The 15,320-nt window shown below is 51.1% G+C and carries 16 protein-coding genes and 2 pseudogenes; 5 read left to right on the forward strand and 13 right to left on the reverse strand.

Features of this window, described 5'->3' with window-relative positions:
- Nucleotides 1–26 precede the first annotated feature (26 nt).
- From hydA to LA360_RS28030, 5 genes and pseudogenes are all read right to left on the reverse strand, one after another.
- Entirely contained in the window at nucleotides 27–1,400 is a 1,374-nt protein-coding gene (hydA, locus tag LA360_RS28010) for a dihydropyrimidinase (RefSeq protein ID WP_022203403.1), read from the reverse strand.
- A 472-nt stretch (nucleotides 1,401–1,872) separates the two neighbouring features.
- A complete protein-coding gene (locus LA360_RS28015) occupies nucleotides 1,873–2,337 on the reverse strand; it encodes an alpha/beta hydrolase (RefSeq protein ID WP_318258496.1) in 465 nt (154 codons plus the stop codon).
- 101 nt (nucleotides 2,338–2,438) lie between these two features.
- Nucleotides 2,439–3,542: pseudogene (locus tag LA360_RS28020) on the reverse strand (TRAP transporter large permease); the annotation flags it as partial.
- Nucleotides 3,539–4,048, reverse strand: coding sequence for a TRAP transporter small permease (locus LA360_RS28025; protein WP_057571006.1), 510 nt, complete (start codon nucleotides 4,046–4,048; stop codon nucleotides 3,539–3,541). The pseudogene LA360_RS28020 and the gene LA360_RS28025, both read right to left, overlap by 4 nt.
- Before the next feature lie 27 nt (nucleotides 4,049–4,075).
- Nucleotides 4,076–5,206: pseudogene (locus LA360_RS28030) on the reverse strand (TRAP transporter substrate-binding protein).
- Between the two features lie 545 nt (nucleotides 5,207–5,751).
- Here LA360_RS28030 and LA360_RS28035 point away from each other — a divergent pair.
- Nucleotides 5,752–6,009, forward strand: coding sequence for an AbrB/MazE/SpoVT family DNA-binding domain-containing protein (locus tag LA360_RS28035; RefSeq protein ID WP_057571005.1), 258 nt, complete (start codon nucleotides 5,752–5,754; stop codon nucleotides 6,007–6,009).
- A 1-nt stretch (nucleotide 6,010) separates the two neighbouring features.
- Entirely contained in the window at nucleotides 6,011–6,409 is a 399-nt protein-coding gene (locus LA360_RS28040) for a putative toxin-antitoxin system toxin component, PIN family (protein WP_065551024.1), read from the forward strand.
- 62 nt (nucleotides 6,410–6,471) lie between these two features.
- Here LA360_RS28040 and LA360_RS28045 read toward each other — a convergent pair whose 3' ends face one another.
- Nucleotides 6,472–6,870: a cysteine-rich VLP domain-containing protein gene (locus LA360_RS28045; protein ID WP_057571003.1), complete on the reverse strand. Its 399-nt coding sequence runs from the start codon at nucleotides 6,868–6,870 to the stop codon at nucleotides 6,472–6,474.
- Between the two features lie 100 nt (nucleotides 6,871–6,970).
- Here LA360_RS28045 and LA360_RS28050 point away from each other — a divergent pair, with 100 nt between their 5' ends.
- Complete coding sequence (locus tag LA360_RS28050; RefSeq protein WP_225537827.1) at nucleotides 6,971–7,447, forward strand: PucR family transcriptional regulator; 477 nt, start codon at nucleotides 6,971–6,973, stop codon at nucleotides 7,445–7,447.
- A 216-nt stretch (nucleotides 7,448–7,663) separates the two neighbouring features.
- Here the strand turns inward: LA360_RS28050 and LA360_RS28055 are convergent, their stop codons facing one another.
- Nucleotides 7,664–7,801 (reverse strand): hypothetical protein, encoded by a 138-nt coding sequence (locus tag LA360_RS28055; RefSeq protein ID WP_225537828.1) that lies wholly within the window; start codon nucleotides 7,799–7,801, stop codon nucleotides 7,664–7,666.
- Nucleotides 7,802–7,806: 5 nt separating this feature from the next.
- Between LA360_RS28055 and LA360_RS28060 the strand changes: the two genes are divergently transcribed.
- Both LA360_RS28060 and LA360_RS28065 read left to right on the forward strand, forming a co-directional pair.
- Nucleotides 7,807–7,947, forward strand: a complete 141-nt coding sequence (locus LA360_RS28060) for a hypothetical protein (protein WP_225537829.1) — start codon at nucleotides 7,807–7,809, stop codon at nucleotides 7,945–7,947.
- A gap of 27 nt (nucleotides 7,948–7,974) precedes the next feature.
- The gene (locus tag LA360_RS28065; RefSeq protein ID WP_057571002.1) at nucleotides 7,975–8,292 is read left to right on the forward strand and encodes a carbohydrate kinase family protein; all 318 of its coding nucleotides are present in this window, start codon (nucleotides 7,975–7,977) and stop codon (nucleotides 8,290–8,292) included.
- A 1-nt stretch (nucleotide 8,293) separates the two neighbouring features.
- Here the strand turns inward: LA360_RS28065 and LA360_RS28070 are convergent, their stop codons facing one another.
- The 6 genes from LA360_RS28070 to LA360_RS28095 all read right to left on the reverse strand — a co-directional run bounded on the left by LA360_RS28070 (nucleotide 8,294) and on the right by LA360_RS28095 (nucleotide 15,286).
- Entirely contained in the window at nucleotides 8,294–8,431 is a 138-nt protein-coding gene (locus LA360_RS28070) for a hypothetical protein (protein WP_225537830.1), read from the reverse strand.
- A gap of 106 nt (nucleotides 8,432–8,537) precedes the next feature.
- Complete coding sequence (locus tag LA360_RS28075) at nucleotides 8,538–9,623, reverse strand: ABC transporter permease (protein ID WP_022200803.1); 1,086 nt, start codon at nucleotides 9,621–9,623, stop codon at nucleotides 8,538–8,540.
- Nucleotides 9,620–11,302: an HlyD family efflux transporter periplasmic adaptor subunit gene (locus tag LA360_RS28080; RefSeq protein WP_022200802.1), complete on the reverse strand. Its 1,683-nt coding sequence runs from the start codon at nucleotides 11,300–11,302 to the stop codon at nucleotides 9,620–9,622. The genes LA360_RS28075 and LA360_RS28080 overlap by 4 nt, the downstream gene beginning before the upstream one ends.
- 6 nt (nucleotides 11,303–11,308) lie before the next feature.
- Nucleotides 11,309–12,151: a carbohydrate ABC transporter permease gene (locus tag LA360_RS28085; RefSeq protein ID WP_057571117.1), complete on the reverse strand. Its 843-nt coding sequence runs from the start codon at nucleotides 12,149–12,151 to the stop codon at nucleotides 11,309–11,311.
- Nucleotides 12,148–13,059 carry a carbohydrate ABC transporter permease gene (locus tag LA360_RS28090; RefSeq protein WP_022200800.1) on the reverse strand — a complete coding sequence of 304 codons (912 nt, stop codon included), beginning with the start codon at nucleotides 13,057–13,059 and terminating at the stop codon, nucleotides 12,148–12,150. The genes LA360_RS28085 and LA360_RS28090 overlap by 4 nt, the downstream gene beginning before the upstream one ends.
- A complete protein-coding gene (locus tag LA360_RS28095; protein WP_089776445.1) occupies nucleotides 13,022–15,286 on the reverse strand; it encodes a type 2 periplasmic-binding domain-containing protein in 2,265 nt (754 codons plus the stop codon). Before LA360_RS28095 ends, LA360_RS28090 begins: the two co-directional genes overlap by 38 nt.
- Nucleotides 15,287–15,320: the final 34 nt, after the last annotated feature.

Genomic DNA, 15,320 nt, shown 5'->3' on the forward strand with positions numbered 1-15,320 from the left:
CAGATAGACTAAAGCCGGAGAAAAGCCTATCTGACCAATGTGTTCCTGAGTAAATAGTTGCCGGCCGGTATATCTGTCTTAAATGCGCCGTCCTCTATGATTTTTTGCCCTCTCAGAAATACATGCCGGACTTTATGTGAAACTACCATGCCCTGGTAAGGGTTGTAGTCTACATACTGCCTCTGTGTGCCGGCATCTATGACATGACTGCTGTCCGGCCGGATTACCACCAGATCAGCGTCGCTGCCTGGCTGTATCACTCCTTTCCTTGGATATAAGCCAAATATTTTTGCCGGATTTTCTGCTGTCATCCTGGCAATGCCGCTGTATGTAAGGCCATGGCTTTCAGCCTGTGAATACATGAGCTCCAGCCGGTTCTCCACACCCGGAAGTCCGCCTGGTATGAGGCGGAAGTCCACCCGTCCCAAATCCTTCTGGCCCTTGTAGTTAAAGGAACAGTGATCCGTGGAAACCGTATCCACAATCCCCTGCTTCAGTCCCCGCCACAGGGCTTCCTGGTCTCTGCTGCTCCTCAGGGGCGGGCTGCACACATATTTTGCCCCCTCGAAACCGGGAAGACGGTACTTTTCCTCTGACAGGAACAGGTATTGGGGACATGTCTCGCAGTAAACCCTCACTCCCTCTTCCTTTGCTTCCTCTATCTCCTTAAGCGCCTGTCTGGTGCTGGTGTGGACTATGTAAACCGGAACCGCGAGAAGCCTTGCCATGTCAATCATCCTGGACACGGCTTCGTGTTCCACCTCATTTGGCCTGGACAGCGGATGGAGGGATATATCCGCCGGATGTCCGGCTGCCAGTTCCTCCCGGCGCACATCCAGGATATCGCCGTTTTCACAGTGTACCATCAAAAGGACACCATGTTTCTTCATCAGTGACAGGAGCCGGTACATATCCCGGTCCTCCACTCCCAGGTCCCCCTTATAAGCCGTGTAGGCTTTAAAGGAAGTGACTCCCTGGCGAATCATGGAGAGGATTTCCTCCTCTATCCCCTGGTCATACCGGGCCACGGTCATGTGGAAGGAATAGTCCGTAAAGGACCGTCCGTCCGCTTTCTCATGCCACCGGTCCAGACCGCTTTGGAGGCTGGCCCCCTGCTCCGGCTCCGAAAAGTCAATCACTGTGGTGGTTCCCCCGGCCACAGCCGCCCTGGTGCCGCTCTCAAAATCATCTGAAGTCATGATGCCGCCGCAGGGCATGTCGAAATGGGTATGGGCATCGATTCCTCCCGGCGCAACCAGACAGCCGGATACATCCATTACCTCTTCCCCCTCAAGGGGTTCCAGGCCCGGACCGGTCTGTACAATCCGTCCCCCGCCTATGCGGATATCCTGCCGCACACAGCCCGTCCCGCTGACAACGGTTCCATTTCTTAACAGCATCCTTCTCACCTCTTTGTCCTGTGTTTTATTTCAGGCCCATATTTTTCATGGGTCCCCATCATGCTTTATCCGGCTGAACAGCTTTAAACTCCTGATTTCACCGTTATTATCGTTAATTTTTAGACAAATATGAACAAAAAAAACAAGAGCCGCAACGCTTTGTCAAAGGTTGCCAAACTCTTGTTAAGATTAACAAAAATTTTTCTCTCCTGCTGGAGCTTTTTGATTATGTCTACATTTTACATCTTAATCTCAAAATGTCAATATACTACCAAAAGATTTTCGCCAAACAAAGTATTTTCATGTATTATTTACAATTCTTCCATTCCCTCTTTGTGGTATTTTCCGATAAATCGGTTATTCTTGTCCAAAAATAACGACAATTCCAATTTGTATATTTTTGAGTTGGAGGGCAAAACCCCTGTCCGGAATGGTACGGGCAGGGGTTGGCTTACAGATATTAAAACCGCACTCAATCTTCTAACAGATATTTTTCTGTCGAGCCCACCTTTTCTTTTATGTAATCAATACTCAATTCATATACCCTATTCTTCCATTCAACCGAAGTAAACTGATGATTGGCCCCTTTTATTATTTCCAGACGGGCCTTTTCCCCATACAGGTCCAGATATGGTCCCACCGCGTAAACCGGAACCTTCTCATCCAACTCCCCATGTATGATAAGCACCTCTTTGCCGTAACCTTCCGCCTGCCTGACGATATCTGTCTTTCTCACTTGTGAAAGGAATTCACTGGACATCATAAGTCCGCCTATGTCATAGAACTCCTCGTAGTGGCCCGGAACAGCATGGACACGGCTGCTGATATCATAGTAGACCACGTTTCCCGGAGCCCACATAACGGCTCCCCTGGGCTGAAGCTGCGGTATAATATTGGAAACAATGGCCCCTCCCATACTGTGCCCTGCGGGAAACATATTGTCCCTGTCACACCATGGCTGCTCACTGGCCCACAGATAAATAGCCTTTGGGCAACAAACAGGTTTCCTCCCATGGGAGGCGTAAGCATTCCGATGCACAGGTTAATCACCATAATAATGCCGAAATGAAGTGGATCAAACCCAATTGCTATTGCAATAGGCGCAAAGATTGGTCCAAACAGTACGATTGACGATATGGTATCCAGAAACATCCCGATGATCAGGAGAGCAATGTTAAGCATCAGCATGATCATGGCTCTGGAGCTTGTTATGGACATCATCCAGTCCGTAATCATGGCAGGGACACGGTTCATGGTCAGTATCCGGCCAAAGGTATTTGCCGCGCCAAACAGTATCATGATGGTGGCCGATGTGATGGCCGCGTCAAACATGGCCTCGCAAAAAGCCTTCCGGCTCAGGTGATGGTACACGAACACAGCCACAATGATTGCATACACGACACCGATGACAGCGGATTCCGTCGGAGTAAACACACCGGAATAAATGCCTCCCAGGATTATGACGGGCATCAGTATAGCCGGTATGGCTTCCTTCAGCACAACCGCTTTTTCCCTGCCGGTCTTGGCCTTTGTCTCGTTCCCCTTATAGCCCCGCTTTTTACTGGCAAAATAGTTATAAATCATCAGGGCCACGCCCATGAGGACCCCTGGAATAATTCCCGCGATAAACATATAGGATACGGAAACCCCAATGGTAACCCCATACATAATCATGGGTATGGAGGGCGGTATAACCGGCCCGATGGTGCTTCCTGCCGCTATCAGAGCTCCGCTGTACCCTTTGGAATAGCCCTGGGCTGTCATGGCGCCAATCATGATGCCCCCTATAGCCGCGGCTGTAGCGGGTCCGGAGCCCGATATGGCCGCAAAGAACATGGACGCTACTATGGCAGCCATACCCAATCCGCCCGGCATGGTTCCTGTCATCATTTCCGCCACATCCACCAGCTTCTTTGCAATGCCTCCCCTCTCCATCAGACTTCCCACCAGCATAAAGAATGGAATTGCCATGAGAGAGAATGAATCAATGCTTGTAACCGTGGACTGCGCCAGCATCTGTGTCATATTGCTTCCCGCGTTAAAGACAGAGAATGTAGCCACACAGCTCAATCCCAAACTCACCGCAATGGGGACAGTGCCCAAAAGGCATACAAATAATACTCCCAGCATTGTACCGATCATACCTCTGCCCCCTCCTTACCTGCATTCATGAATTCTCCGGCCCTGCGCTGGATAATCCGTATACTCATACCGGCCATCCCCAGCACTCCTGCCAGATACATAATCCATTTGGGAACGAAGGGCAGGGCGGAAAGAACCTGCCCCTGGTTCCGTATCAAATTCATAAGCCGGAATATCTCATAAGACATATATATCCCATAACCAACAGCAATCACATCCCCCACCAGGTACACTGCCTCAAAAATCTTCGGGTCCTTCTTAAAAGCCAATGACAAGGCCGTCACCCTCATATGGGCATTGATTTTTCCTGCCCAGCTGATTCCGGCAAAGGATGTCCATACCAGCAGCAGCCTGGCCAATTGTTCACCCCAGGAAAGGGTGAAGCTAAATACAAATCTGGTAACAACGTTAAGTGCAATGATTATGGTCATCACGAGAAACATGCATACAATGATATACTTCTCAATTTGGTTATAAAAAGGTTCTTTCTTCTCCGTCTTCTCCATGCTGTTCTCCTTATGTACAAGGTCTTTTTACTTCATGTACTTTGCGTTGATTTCGTCAACCTTGTTTACCAAATCTTCCCCTATTCCGGGAACATACTTGTCATAAACCGGCTCAGCCGCGTCACGGAACGCCTGTCTCTCCTCATCCGTAAGGGTAATGATTACATTTGTCCCATTGTTTCCGATCTTTTCTTCCAGTTCAGCCTCATTGGAAGCAGAGAGTTCACGCTCATAAACAATCATCTCGTCCACACATTCCTGAATCAGCTCCTGGTCCGCCGCACTGAGGCTGTCCTACCATGTCTTGGAGGCTAATAATGGACTTGTATCATAAATATGGCCTGTCTCTATGATATATTTCTGTACCTCATACAATCTGTTGCCGTCAATATTGGCAAAGGGGTTCTCCTGGGCATCCATGGTTCCATTCTGAAGCGCCGTATATAATTCAGAGAATGCCATGGGCACTGCGGATGCACCCAGCGCATTGAAATGGTCAATGTGCATCTGATTTTCCATAACCCTGATTTTCAGTCCCTTCATGTCCTCCGGCTTATGAATTTCCTTATTGGCAGTCAGCTGTCTCCAGCCGGTAGCCATCCATGTCATCCCCTTGAAGCCGGCAGGTTCCAGATTGCTGAATATTTCCTGTCCCACATCGCCGTCCAGCACCTCCTCAGCCGCTTCATTGGACTGGAATAAATACGGAAGGTCCAAAAGAGCAGTGGAATCCGTAAATGCCCCAAGAAATGCCACGGAGGAAATTGCCATTTCCAGAGTACCCATCTGAAGCTGTTCCAGAAGTTCCGTATTATTTCCCAATGCTGAGGCAGGGAACACGTCTACCTTAATTCTTCCGCCGGTTTTCTCTTTTAACATCTCTCCCAATTTGTTGGATGCAAGGTCAATGGGCACTCCCTCCTGGCTGACATGGGCTATCTTGATCACGATAGGATCTCCCTGGGTGTGGTCCGCAACCCCGGCAGATGACTCAGCGCCTGCCAGCTCTGCCTGCTCCTGCGTCTCCTCCTTTTTTGTTTCTGAAGGCTGGACAGCAGACGAAGAGGCGGCGCTCCCTCCTCCACAGCCGCTCAAAGTGAGCGCTGCCAGTGAAACTGCGGATGCGGTTGCCAGTAACTTTTTTCCTGTCTTTTTCATTCTTATAATCCTCCCACATATTGATTGTATTTATGGACTGTTTCGGTACTTCCTGTATGCATTAAGTATAGCAATGCCACAATTGCAAAACAATATCCGCCGGGACTAATAAAAAGAGACGGTTATTATATCAGCTGCACATTTCTTTATCATATGCAGTCAAATATACCCTTCTTTTAGCCGTAAAATCCCCCCTCCTGTACATATTTCGGCAATTCTCTATGTATATTTCCCAATTTATCTTTTTATTTATTGTATCAAAAGCACATTTTTATATGATGTAAAACTTGATATACTTAAAATAACAACAGACAGGAGAGGAATATTTATGTATCTTGGAGAACTGGACCTTCATGAAGGAATTTGACTACTCATACGGCTGCCCCAGAGACGAGTTGTCAAGGACGTTTTAATCAAATTCACAAAAAATTCATAAAACAGCCACGCTTTTTCGCCTGTGGCAAGTTTACTTTTGCCCCGGAATGGGATATACTATAAATGACCTCAAGTTTTCTTTAGATTTCAAGAATAGAAAGGGTGATTTTATGAATTTGGCAAAAATCTCTGCAAACGGTCAGATTACGGTGCCGGTGGAAATACGGCGTCTGCTCGGCTTAAAGTCCGGGGATAAAATTCTGTTCTTCCAGAAGCAGGACGGGGAAATTGTTGTAAGCAACGCTTCTTCCAAAGCAATCCACAAGGCGCAGGCTGCCTTTACTGGGGCTGCCGAAGAAATGGGCGTTTACAGTGAAGATGATATTCAGGCACTGGTAGACGAAGTACGGTACGGAAAGGAAAGGTAATATGCGGATATTGGTCGACACAAATATCCTGTTCTCCGCATTGGTCTTTCCACGTTCCAAACCGGCGCGGGCGCTTCTGTATATCGCGGACAATCACGAGATTGTCCTGTGTGACCGCAACATTGTGGAGCTGCGGGATATTCTGCAACGGAAAGCCCCGAAGTTCCTGCCGGACGCGGAAGTGCTGCTTGCGGAAATGTCCTATGAGCTTATCCCAGCGGTAGACCATGCGGAAAAGCTGATACGCGACGCAAAAGACCAGCCGATCTTAAATGCGGCGATTGTGTCTGATGTGGATATTATTCTCACGGGAGATAAGGATTTTTTAAGCCTTGAAATGGAACATCCGAAATGTATGACGGTTGCACAATTTTTCGAGAGTGAGGGCATGGAAGAATAATTCTGATATGGCGGAAAACATGGGGCGGAAACTGAAAACAGGTTCCTGCCCCATGCGTCATATTACAAGGGTTTTTCAGCCCCTAAAGCGTGACACTTATGCCTCTGTTTCCGTTTGCGCTCTACGGCGTGTTTCCGCTTCATGGCGGCGGCACATTCCGGGCAGTATTTGGCGCGGTTGGAGCCGGGAAGAAATAACTTACCGCACACGCAGCATTTCTTCCTGTCCAGTCGGTGGAACAGGGTGGCCTCCAGCTCCCTGTCTAGCGGCAGCACCGCAATTCGGAACCACCGGCAGAGCAGGGAGTAGGAAATGCTCTGGATGCAGACACATTCCTCCCCGTCGTCCAGCGCGATACAGTTCCCGGAATCGTAGTTGCAGCACTCATGTACTAATCGCCGCTCCCGCCTGTATTGCCGGTAGTCCATGACAGGAATGGAATCATGCCGCCCGTTTCCCATAGCGCACCTTGCAGCGGCACACGGGCGGCTGCTCTTTGGTAAAGACCGGCTCCGGCCTCCTGGCTCCGGCTGGCGCGGGCGGCAAGGGCGGCTCCGGGATTTGAATAAAAATTACTTCGTCTCCTGCCGTATCGGTGTGGGGCTCACCGTAACGAATATCGGGCATTACTGCGACAGCTCCATTTCTGCCCAGGCTGTTTTCCGGTACGCGCAGAACCGGCCGGACATGGAAAAGCGAATCTATTATATAGATGACTTTTTGGCAGAACACCTTGTATACGAAATTCCGGAACACTCTTTTGAACACTTTTTCAAAAATGAATTGGACTATATGAAAATCTCCCCCACGGCCCAGGAGACCATAGGCGCCCTGGTTGCCTGCAATATGGATATTTCTATGGCTGCCGAAGCTCTGTTCATACACAGAAACACCATGGTGTTCCGGTTGAACCAGCTGAAAAAGCAGCTGAATCTCAATCCGTTCCACAAAGACAACGACAGGTTCAAATTGATTCTTCTCCATCATTATTTTACAAAAAAGTACGGCGGCAACCATCCATCAGGGGAGATGTCATAATTCTGTTTTCTCCCCAGGCGCCCACGCCGCCAGCTCCTTCACCAGCATGATGCGCCCAATTATAACGCACACAGCTCCCGCGGTATTCCACCCGCTGCTTCCCAATACAACCGAGTATTCATAGAATGCCGCGGTCTGCGTCCATGCTGTTTTGCCGGTCCAGATTCGTGGTAAACCAGGACTCTCCTCCTGAACCGTCAGAGCATTTCCACTGAATCAGGTAACCTTGAATTCCCTTTTCACCTGTTCCGGGTTTTGGACCTCAAAGCCTTTCAGACGGCAGTCCTTCTGCACAAGATAGCGTGTCATGGCGGTTCCGTCGGAGCTGAACGATCCCCCCCGCAGCTGTAACATATTCCATGGGTTTATCCAGAGTAAGGATGATTTGTCCTATGGACACGTCCTCCTCTGATCCGTCTCCGTATCTGACTTTCATGGTACCCAGGGTGGTTCCCCCGGCTCCAAAGCTTCCGGCCGGCAGCATCATCACCACTATTTAAAAATACGATTCATGGGAGGAAATAAAATTGAAACAGGCATTAATCATCGGTTCCACCGTGGTAGACGTAACTGTCAGGCTGCCCCGCCTGCCTGTTACCGGCGAGGATGTGATTGTGGAGAGCCAGTCTATGTCCCTGGGAGGATGTGCCTATGTATGCGGACTGGAACTGGATGAGGATACAGGAAGCGTCATACGGGACAACCTGGAAGAGTACCCGGAATATACTGTTTACTTTGCGCCGGGTCCCAGAATCAGCTTCATCCCCCAAGGCAGTCTGGAGCGCATGTTTTCCCTATCCCCCATTCTGCACCTCAATGGGGATGAGGCCATGGGATATACGTGAATCACGGGCCCCCTGGAAGATAAGCAGCCGATGAACCTCTGCCGACCGCCTTACAGCCCTTACCCGCAATCATGTCATCATCACCCTGGGTGGTCATGGCGCATTCCATATGGAGCCTGGGAGACACTGCTTCCGTCACCTCTTATGACTTCCGCAGCAAATTCACCCGGCGATTACACCTTCCGGGTGCGGTCCATTGCCAGGTATGGGGACACAGCCCCAGGGCGTCCCGGAGAGAATCTGCTTTACTCCCTGGAACGCCCTGTGCATTTTGCCGTCCAGATAACACCTCCCGCCGCGCCTATAAAAGAACAGAGCAGGCACACTGACAGCCTGCCCTTCATCTGCGCCAGCCACCAGACAGCTCCTGCCTCCCCCATGTCCGCCATATCGGAACGCATTTCCCCTATCTTCCTGGCCCAGAATTCAAAATCAGACCATCTGCTGGGAATCAAATCCGGAGGTATCTTAAGCTCCAGTTTCCATGCCAGGAGTAATCCCGCCAGAGAAAATACGGCAGCCAGGATGAATTCCTTTGTACTCTTCTTTATACTCTTCTTTATGCCCTCCTTTGTCCTCCCCCTTATCCCCCTCCTGCTTCCCGGAAGGCCAGAGAGCATCCAGACTGAAGTTATCCACAGCGGCAGACACACTCCAAGGCCGGCGGCAGAGGAAAAATACGTTCCGTCCACCAGGACCTTCCCGGACTTAATCCCATTCCTGTAAAGAAAATTTTCCGCCGCTGATTTTCCTGTTTCCATCCCATGGGATGTCCCTTCTTCCGCACCACTTTCTGCCCCCCTTACGTATGTAAACATCATGTATCTCATGGCGTCTTTCTCTTTGGCAGGCAGCAGTATGACATGGGATGATTCATCCGTGACTCCCCGTATCCTGTAGGGCTTCTGCCTGCACCAGATATATTTTCCCGCTACATCCAGACCTCCGAACAGTTCCATGGCAAGGCCTCTGCTGATGACGCATCCGTCCTGGTCTGAACGGCAGCCATATGTTCCTCCCAGCAGCCTGGGTGATGACGCCATTTCCTTAAGTCCGTATACAGCGATGCAATCCGCCTCTTCTGACCTTCCCAGTCCGGGGTTCAATACCTTCAGCCTTTCCGCACGGGACCAGGCCGTGATTTCAGGCAGCATTTTCCTGGTCTGCTCCTGTTCACCGTCCAGTGCATGGGAAATCAGCTGTTCCTCCACCGCCTCCCCTTCCCCATAGTATATAAATACCTGGCTGCCCGCATCCCTCATGGTCCAGGCCAGGATGGCCCCATAGCCCCATACGGCGGCAATAAGTATAAGTATGATCCATTTTTTCATTCTTCCACCACCCTGACCCGGTCTCCTTCACTCACTGGTTTGCCGGATTCTGTAATCAGCTTCATATCCTTTGTCACAAGACCTGACACAGCAGCGGCGGAACTGCTCTTTTCCAGTACCTCCACCTGGATTCTCACTGCTTTTAGCTCCTCTCCCAGTATGGTTTTTTCCGGCTCTGCCGCCAGACAGTAATATCCTTTATTATCCTCACGCAGCGCCTCCATGGGAATTACACAAGGGTATGCCCCGGATTCCATGTTCACGGCAAAGGATACCAGGTCTCCCAGCCTTCCCTCGCCTTCCTGCATCCTGGCTGTCACCTGGATTTTCCCGTCCTCTGCCATCTGGTCCACGGATTCCACCTCTGCTTCCACCTTCTTTGACTGTCCCGCAAGCTTCACCTGCATCCTGACACCCTTTTTCAGGAGACCTGCCCCGGCTGTCTCCTTGTCAATCTGTGCTTTCATCTCCAGGCCGCCCACAGCCAGCCTGACCTGATGACCGTCCTGGATCCGGTCCCCTGCCTGTAATCCGGTATCCACCACAACCCCATCCACCGATGCCTTGATTTGTCCTTTGGCATCTATTAATTCCTCTATCTTCCTCTGCTTTTTTTGAATCTCCTCCATGTCCAGTTTCATGGACTCCTGTTTCAGGCCGGACATTCCCCTTCCGGCCGCTTCCCCTGCCGCTGTACCGGCATCCGATACCCTTGCGTTTTCCACCTTCTCCATGGCCTGATACAGGCTTTCCTCCAAATCCCGGACCTTTCTTCCGGCTTGCTCCAGCTTGTCATCCTCTGCCTTCAAGGCGTCCTCATACGCCCTTCGCAGGTCCTCCTGGTTTTCCCTTTCCCCGTAATCCACATCCTCGTAGTCTTCCTCGGCCGCATACATCTTTGCCCTGGCTTCCTCTACCTTCAGGTCCTCTTCATCCCGGATGTCCTCCAAATCCTCTCCGGCCCTATCAAACTCCAGCTTAGCCCGTTCCAGCTCCTCTTCGGAAGCCCCCTGCTCCTCCAGGCGGTCCAGTTTTTTCTGCTTATCCTCCACTTCCCGCTCCGCCTTTCTCACAGCAGAATCCCTGGACTTCTGGGCCGACTCATATGATCTTCTGGCACTTTTCATAGCCTTGCGGTTATCCTCCTTCACCTGCTCCCTGGTCCGGTTCTTCTTCTGCACATAATCGTGCTCCAGTTCAATGGATGCCTTCTCATGGTCCTCCTTCGCCTTCGCCAAATCCTGGTTTCCCAGTTCCAGGGCTCTCTGGGCCGCGGCCAGCTGCTGCAGCGCCAGAGTCTCCTCAGTCACCCGCGGGACCGGAGCAAAGGACATCTGCTCCTGTTTAAACGTCAGCTCTGCCTTTTTGTACTCCAGGGTCAGGGCATCCCGCTCCTCCTCAAGTCCTTCCATCTGAAGGGTCAGGACCGTGTCTCCTGCCTTAACAGACTGTCCGGGCCTGGCTGTGATTTCCTCCACCTGCATGTTCTCCGGCAGTGATATGTATACCGTTCTTCCGGCAGTAAGCTCTCCCTCTCCCTGTATTGCGTAGGGTATCACATCCTGCTTTCCATACCCTGTCTTCACCCGTATGACGGTAAATGAATCCAGGGCCCTGGACAGAAAGGTCAGAGCTGCCATAAGGGCCAGGAATATGGCCGCTGCTTTTTTCACGTTCATTGACTCTCACTCCTTGATTCCTGATGCGGCAATCCCCTGCTCCAGTGTCTCCTGGCCCATGATGAACAGAAGGACAGGAAGCATCATCATGATGACCGAGGCAGACCAGGCAGCGCCTGCCTTATCAGCCGTAATGTCCGGCAGATAAAGGGACAGCGGCCAAAGTCTCTGCTCCTTTAAAAATGTCATGGGCTGTTCAATGGCATTCCAGTATTCCAGGAATCCCAGCACCAGCATGGAAATGATTCCCGGCCGTCCCACTGGTATACCCACCTTCAAAAATATAGAAAAGTCACTGGCTCCGTCCAGCCTTGCCGCTTCTATGAGAGGCGTTGGGATGGATGCAAAGAATTTTGTCATGATAAAGACCGGAAATGCGGAAAAGATTCCCGGCAGAATGACCGCCAGATGGGTATTTAAAAGATGGAACTGCTTAAGGACCAGATAATTTGGGACCATGGTCACCTGAAAAGGCTGCATCATCAGAATGATATAGAAAAGAAACAATGCCCTTTTTCCGGGAAAACGGAAGTGGGCAAAGGCCCAGGCTCCCGGAAGCGCTATAAGCAGCTGCCCTGCTAACACCAGCCCGGTCTGCAGGCAGGAATTCCAGAACATCACATAAAACCCCGGAGAATCCACAAGCAGCTCCACAAAGGGGCTTAGCGTTGGATAGGAGGGAATAAGGGCTGCCTTTATGGGGGCGTTTCCCATGCCAAAGACAGCGCCGAAACGTTCAAGCATCTCCCCTTCAGACATCAGCGCGTTGCCCGCCATGAGAAAAAGGGGAAGCCATATAAAAAGGCACAGCAAAATTAGGACTACATTTGTCAAAATACGTTTTATCATCTCTTTTTCCTCTTCCAGGTCCATAGCAGCACCGGAATCAAAATGGATGTCTCCACCATCACGGATGCCGCGCTCATCTTCTGAATGTCCAGGGATACAAACCAATGGTTGAACAGGTGCTGGAGCATGTAGATACTCTCATGGGGATAATCCCCTGATATAAGGTATGCCTCCCTGAACACCTTAAAGGAATTGACGACAGACAGCACCAGCACCAGAAAGGCCGTGCTCTTAAGCCCCGGCAGAGCCACATGGAAAAAGCTCTGCCAGGAACCGGCTCCGTCCACCTTTGCTGCCTCGAAAAGCTCTTTTGGTATTCCGTCCAGTCCGGCCAGCCAGAGCATCATGTCGTAGCCTGTGTTTTTCCATATATAGGTCAGCACCAGGATATAAAAGGCACTTCCCTGATTCAGCCAGTCCTGTTCCCTCCCGCCTGCCCATACCGCCAGCTGGTCAAGGAGCCCCTGAGGATAAAGCAGCAGCTTCCACAGCAGCACAACGGAGGCCACCGGTATGGCCATGGGCAGCAGGAGCGTTGTCTTATACAGGTTCCGGCTGTCCGCGGCCGCTGTCACAAGCACCGCTGCCCACAGTGAAAAGGCCATCAGCACAGGGATGCACACCAGGATAAAATGCAGGGTATTCTTCACAGCCAGCCGGAATGCCTGGCTGTGAAAGACCTGTATGAAATTCTCCATGCCCACAAACTGCCCGCCCACTGCCTGGAAAAAGGAGCGGACCACCACATTCACAAAGGGTATGAGCACAAATATGGCTGTCCCCGCCAGACTTGGGGCCAGGAACAGCCATGGCCTCATATTCCTGAGCTGGATGCCAAACCGGTTCCCAAAATATTTTTTTATGCCTTTTCTACTCTGAAAAATACAGCATTGCCTTGTTCTGCGCATTCTGAGCTGCCTGTTCCAGGGACAGTTTCCCCTCAAAAAATCCTTTTGTCTCATTGATGATAATATCCGTCAAAACCCGGTCCATCCGAATGGGATGATCCGCCCTGGCTGCGGTATCAAATACCAGCAGGCGTTCTTCCTTTGTGGGCCAGCTGCCTGTCAGCTCGTAACCGTCAGCTCCGCTGACAGCAATGGATGTACCGCTTGTATTTTCCCGCTCCACCCAGTCACGGGCTGCCAGGGCATTGACCGGAAGGCCGTCTGAAAGGTCCTTTGACTGGACATCACGTCCCAGCACAAAGAGAATGAATTCCCTTGCCATCTCCTTGTTCCGGCAGGCCTGGTTGATTCCCATGGTACCTGCCGGCAGGTAGGATGCATTTACATTTTCCATAGTGAATCCGTGCTTTCTCTGTACTGCCAGAGGCAGCAGGACATCGTACATGCCTCCAATCTTGTCGATTGCAATGGCACTCATACCCTGGTCCACACAGTTGTATTCGCTTGTCATCAGTCCATCCGTTCCCGGAATAAGGTTGTAGACATTGCCCCGTCCACCATCCTCAGACTCGTCAAAGGCAGGCTTGGCACCGTTTGCCTCACCCAGGACCTTCACGGTCTCCAACAGTTCCTTAATTTTATCCGGATACGGCTTTCCCGTGCGCATATCCACGATTTCATCGTATTTCAGCATCAGAATCTGACGCAGCAGACTCTCATAATTTGTCTTGGGCCGCAGGGGAAGATTGGACGAATCCTTCTGGTAGGCTCTCATGGCTTCCATGGACACAAGGCTGGCTACGGCCTGGCTGTCCCCATAGGCAGCCAGCAGCGTCATCCTGGTGGGAATCTGGTAAATACTCCCGCTTTCCTCTGTATAAGGCTTTGACACCTGCTCCATCAGCTCTCCCGAAGCTATCATGGGACTTAAGTATTCCTTCATGTCCTCAAGAATCCCCTTTTTTATATAGGACTCCGCCGGGAGACCGTCCAGAACCAGCAGGTCCGCCCCATTTCCGCCTAAAAGCTCTGTATTCAGGGCCCTTATGGTGTCGGATACCGTGGTGCTGCCTGCCGAGGTCTGGCCGTCAATCAATTCCACCCTGACATCCGGGTGTTCCAGCTGGAACATGGAAGCTGCCTGGCGAATGGTATCTGTCTCTTCCAGATTCAGCCCGTATACAGTCAGGGTCTGGGTGGGCACGGAAGGCATCTGCGGGTCATATGTATAATGTTTCAGTTCTTCCTTATCATCCTGGGTCATCCAGACATAAAAGTCATTCTGGTTTCCCACAAACAGCTTCCTGAGATTAGCGCTTGGAAGGCTCAGGGAATTAAGGGTGCCGTCAGCCACGGTCTCCCACAGGCTTCCCCCCTGATTCATATGGTGGATTCCCCGGGGATTGGCAATGTATATTCCCCCGCTTCCGTCAGATGCCATGGGAGCCCACATGTCAAAATCCGGTGACTGGAATGGTATCTCCTCTTTGGCGGACGCTGACATGCCGGATATATCGTAGCTGATATAGGAGCTGTCGCCGTTCGTGATATATCTGTTCCCCATGAGCAGGCCCGAGCCCTTCCATTCCATGGAACTCCACTTCTGGGGCAGGGTAAGAACCAGGTCGCCCTCAGGCGTGTACACGTCCGTCACCCCGCTGTGGGACAGGAAAATAAGTCCCTCCTCCGACACCGCCGCAAAGTCAGGCCTCACATCGTAATATTCCCGTTCATTTTTGGCGGAAAAGACCTGGTCCAGAAGCATCAGAGGCTCCTGCCCCTCTGTCAGTTTCATCATGAATGTCTTATAATCATCCCCGCTCTGGTACAGCACATACCGGATTCCATCCTCCCCCCATATCATGTGCAGGGTCCCGTAAGGAAACTCCAGTCCCTCCAGCAGGCTGTTGTCCTGTTTCTCCCATTTTTCACCCGTCCATATGTATCTGGAAGCTTTTTTGTCCTTGATCGTATACAGCTCCAGGACCTGGTCCTCTGTCTGGATGATATCGGCGGCTGTCTCCCCTTCTTCCAGGGGAATGCCTATACTGCTCTCCGCGTATCTTCCCCTTGGGCCCTCCTGCTGCTGCTTTTCCTCCTGTCTCTTTGATTCCGTCTGCTGTTCACTTGTGCTGCCGCCTGCTGTACCGGACGGGTTAGCGCATCCCCACAGGCATCCTGCCAGTATGCTGACAGCCAGACACAGGCTCATAAGTTTCTTTTTCATTGTAATTCTCCTCCTGGACAATATTCATGTCCCA

Origin of the sequence: Enterocloster clostridioformis (genome assembly GCF_020297485.1) — a bacterium.
Classification (GTDB): Bacteria; Bacillota; Clostridia; order Lachnospirales; family Lachnospiraceae; genus Enterocloster; species Enterocloster clostridioformis.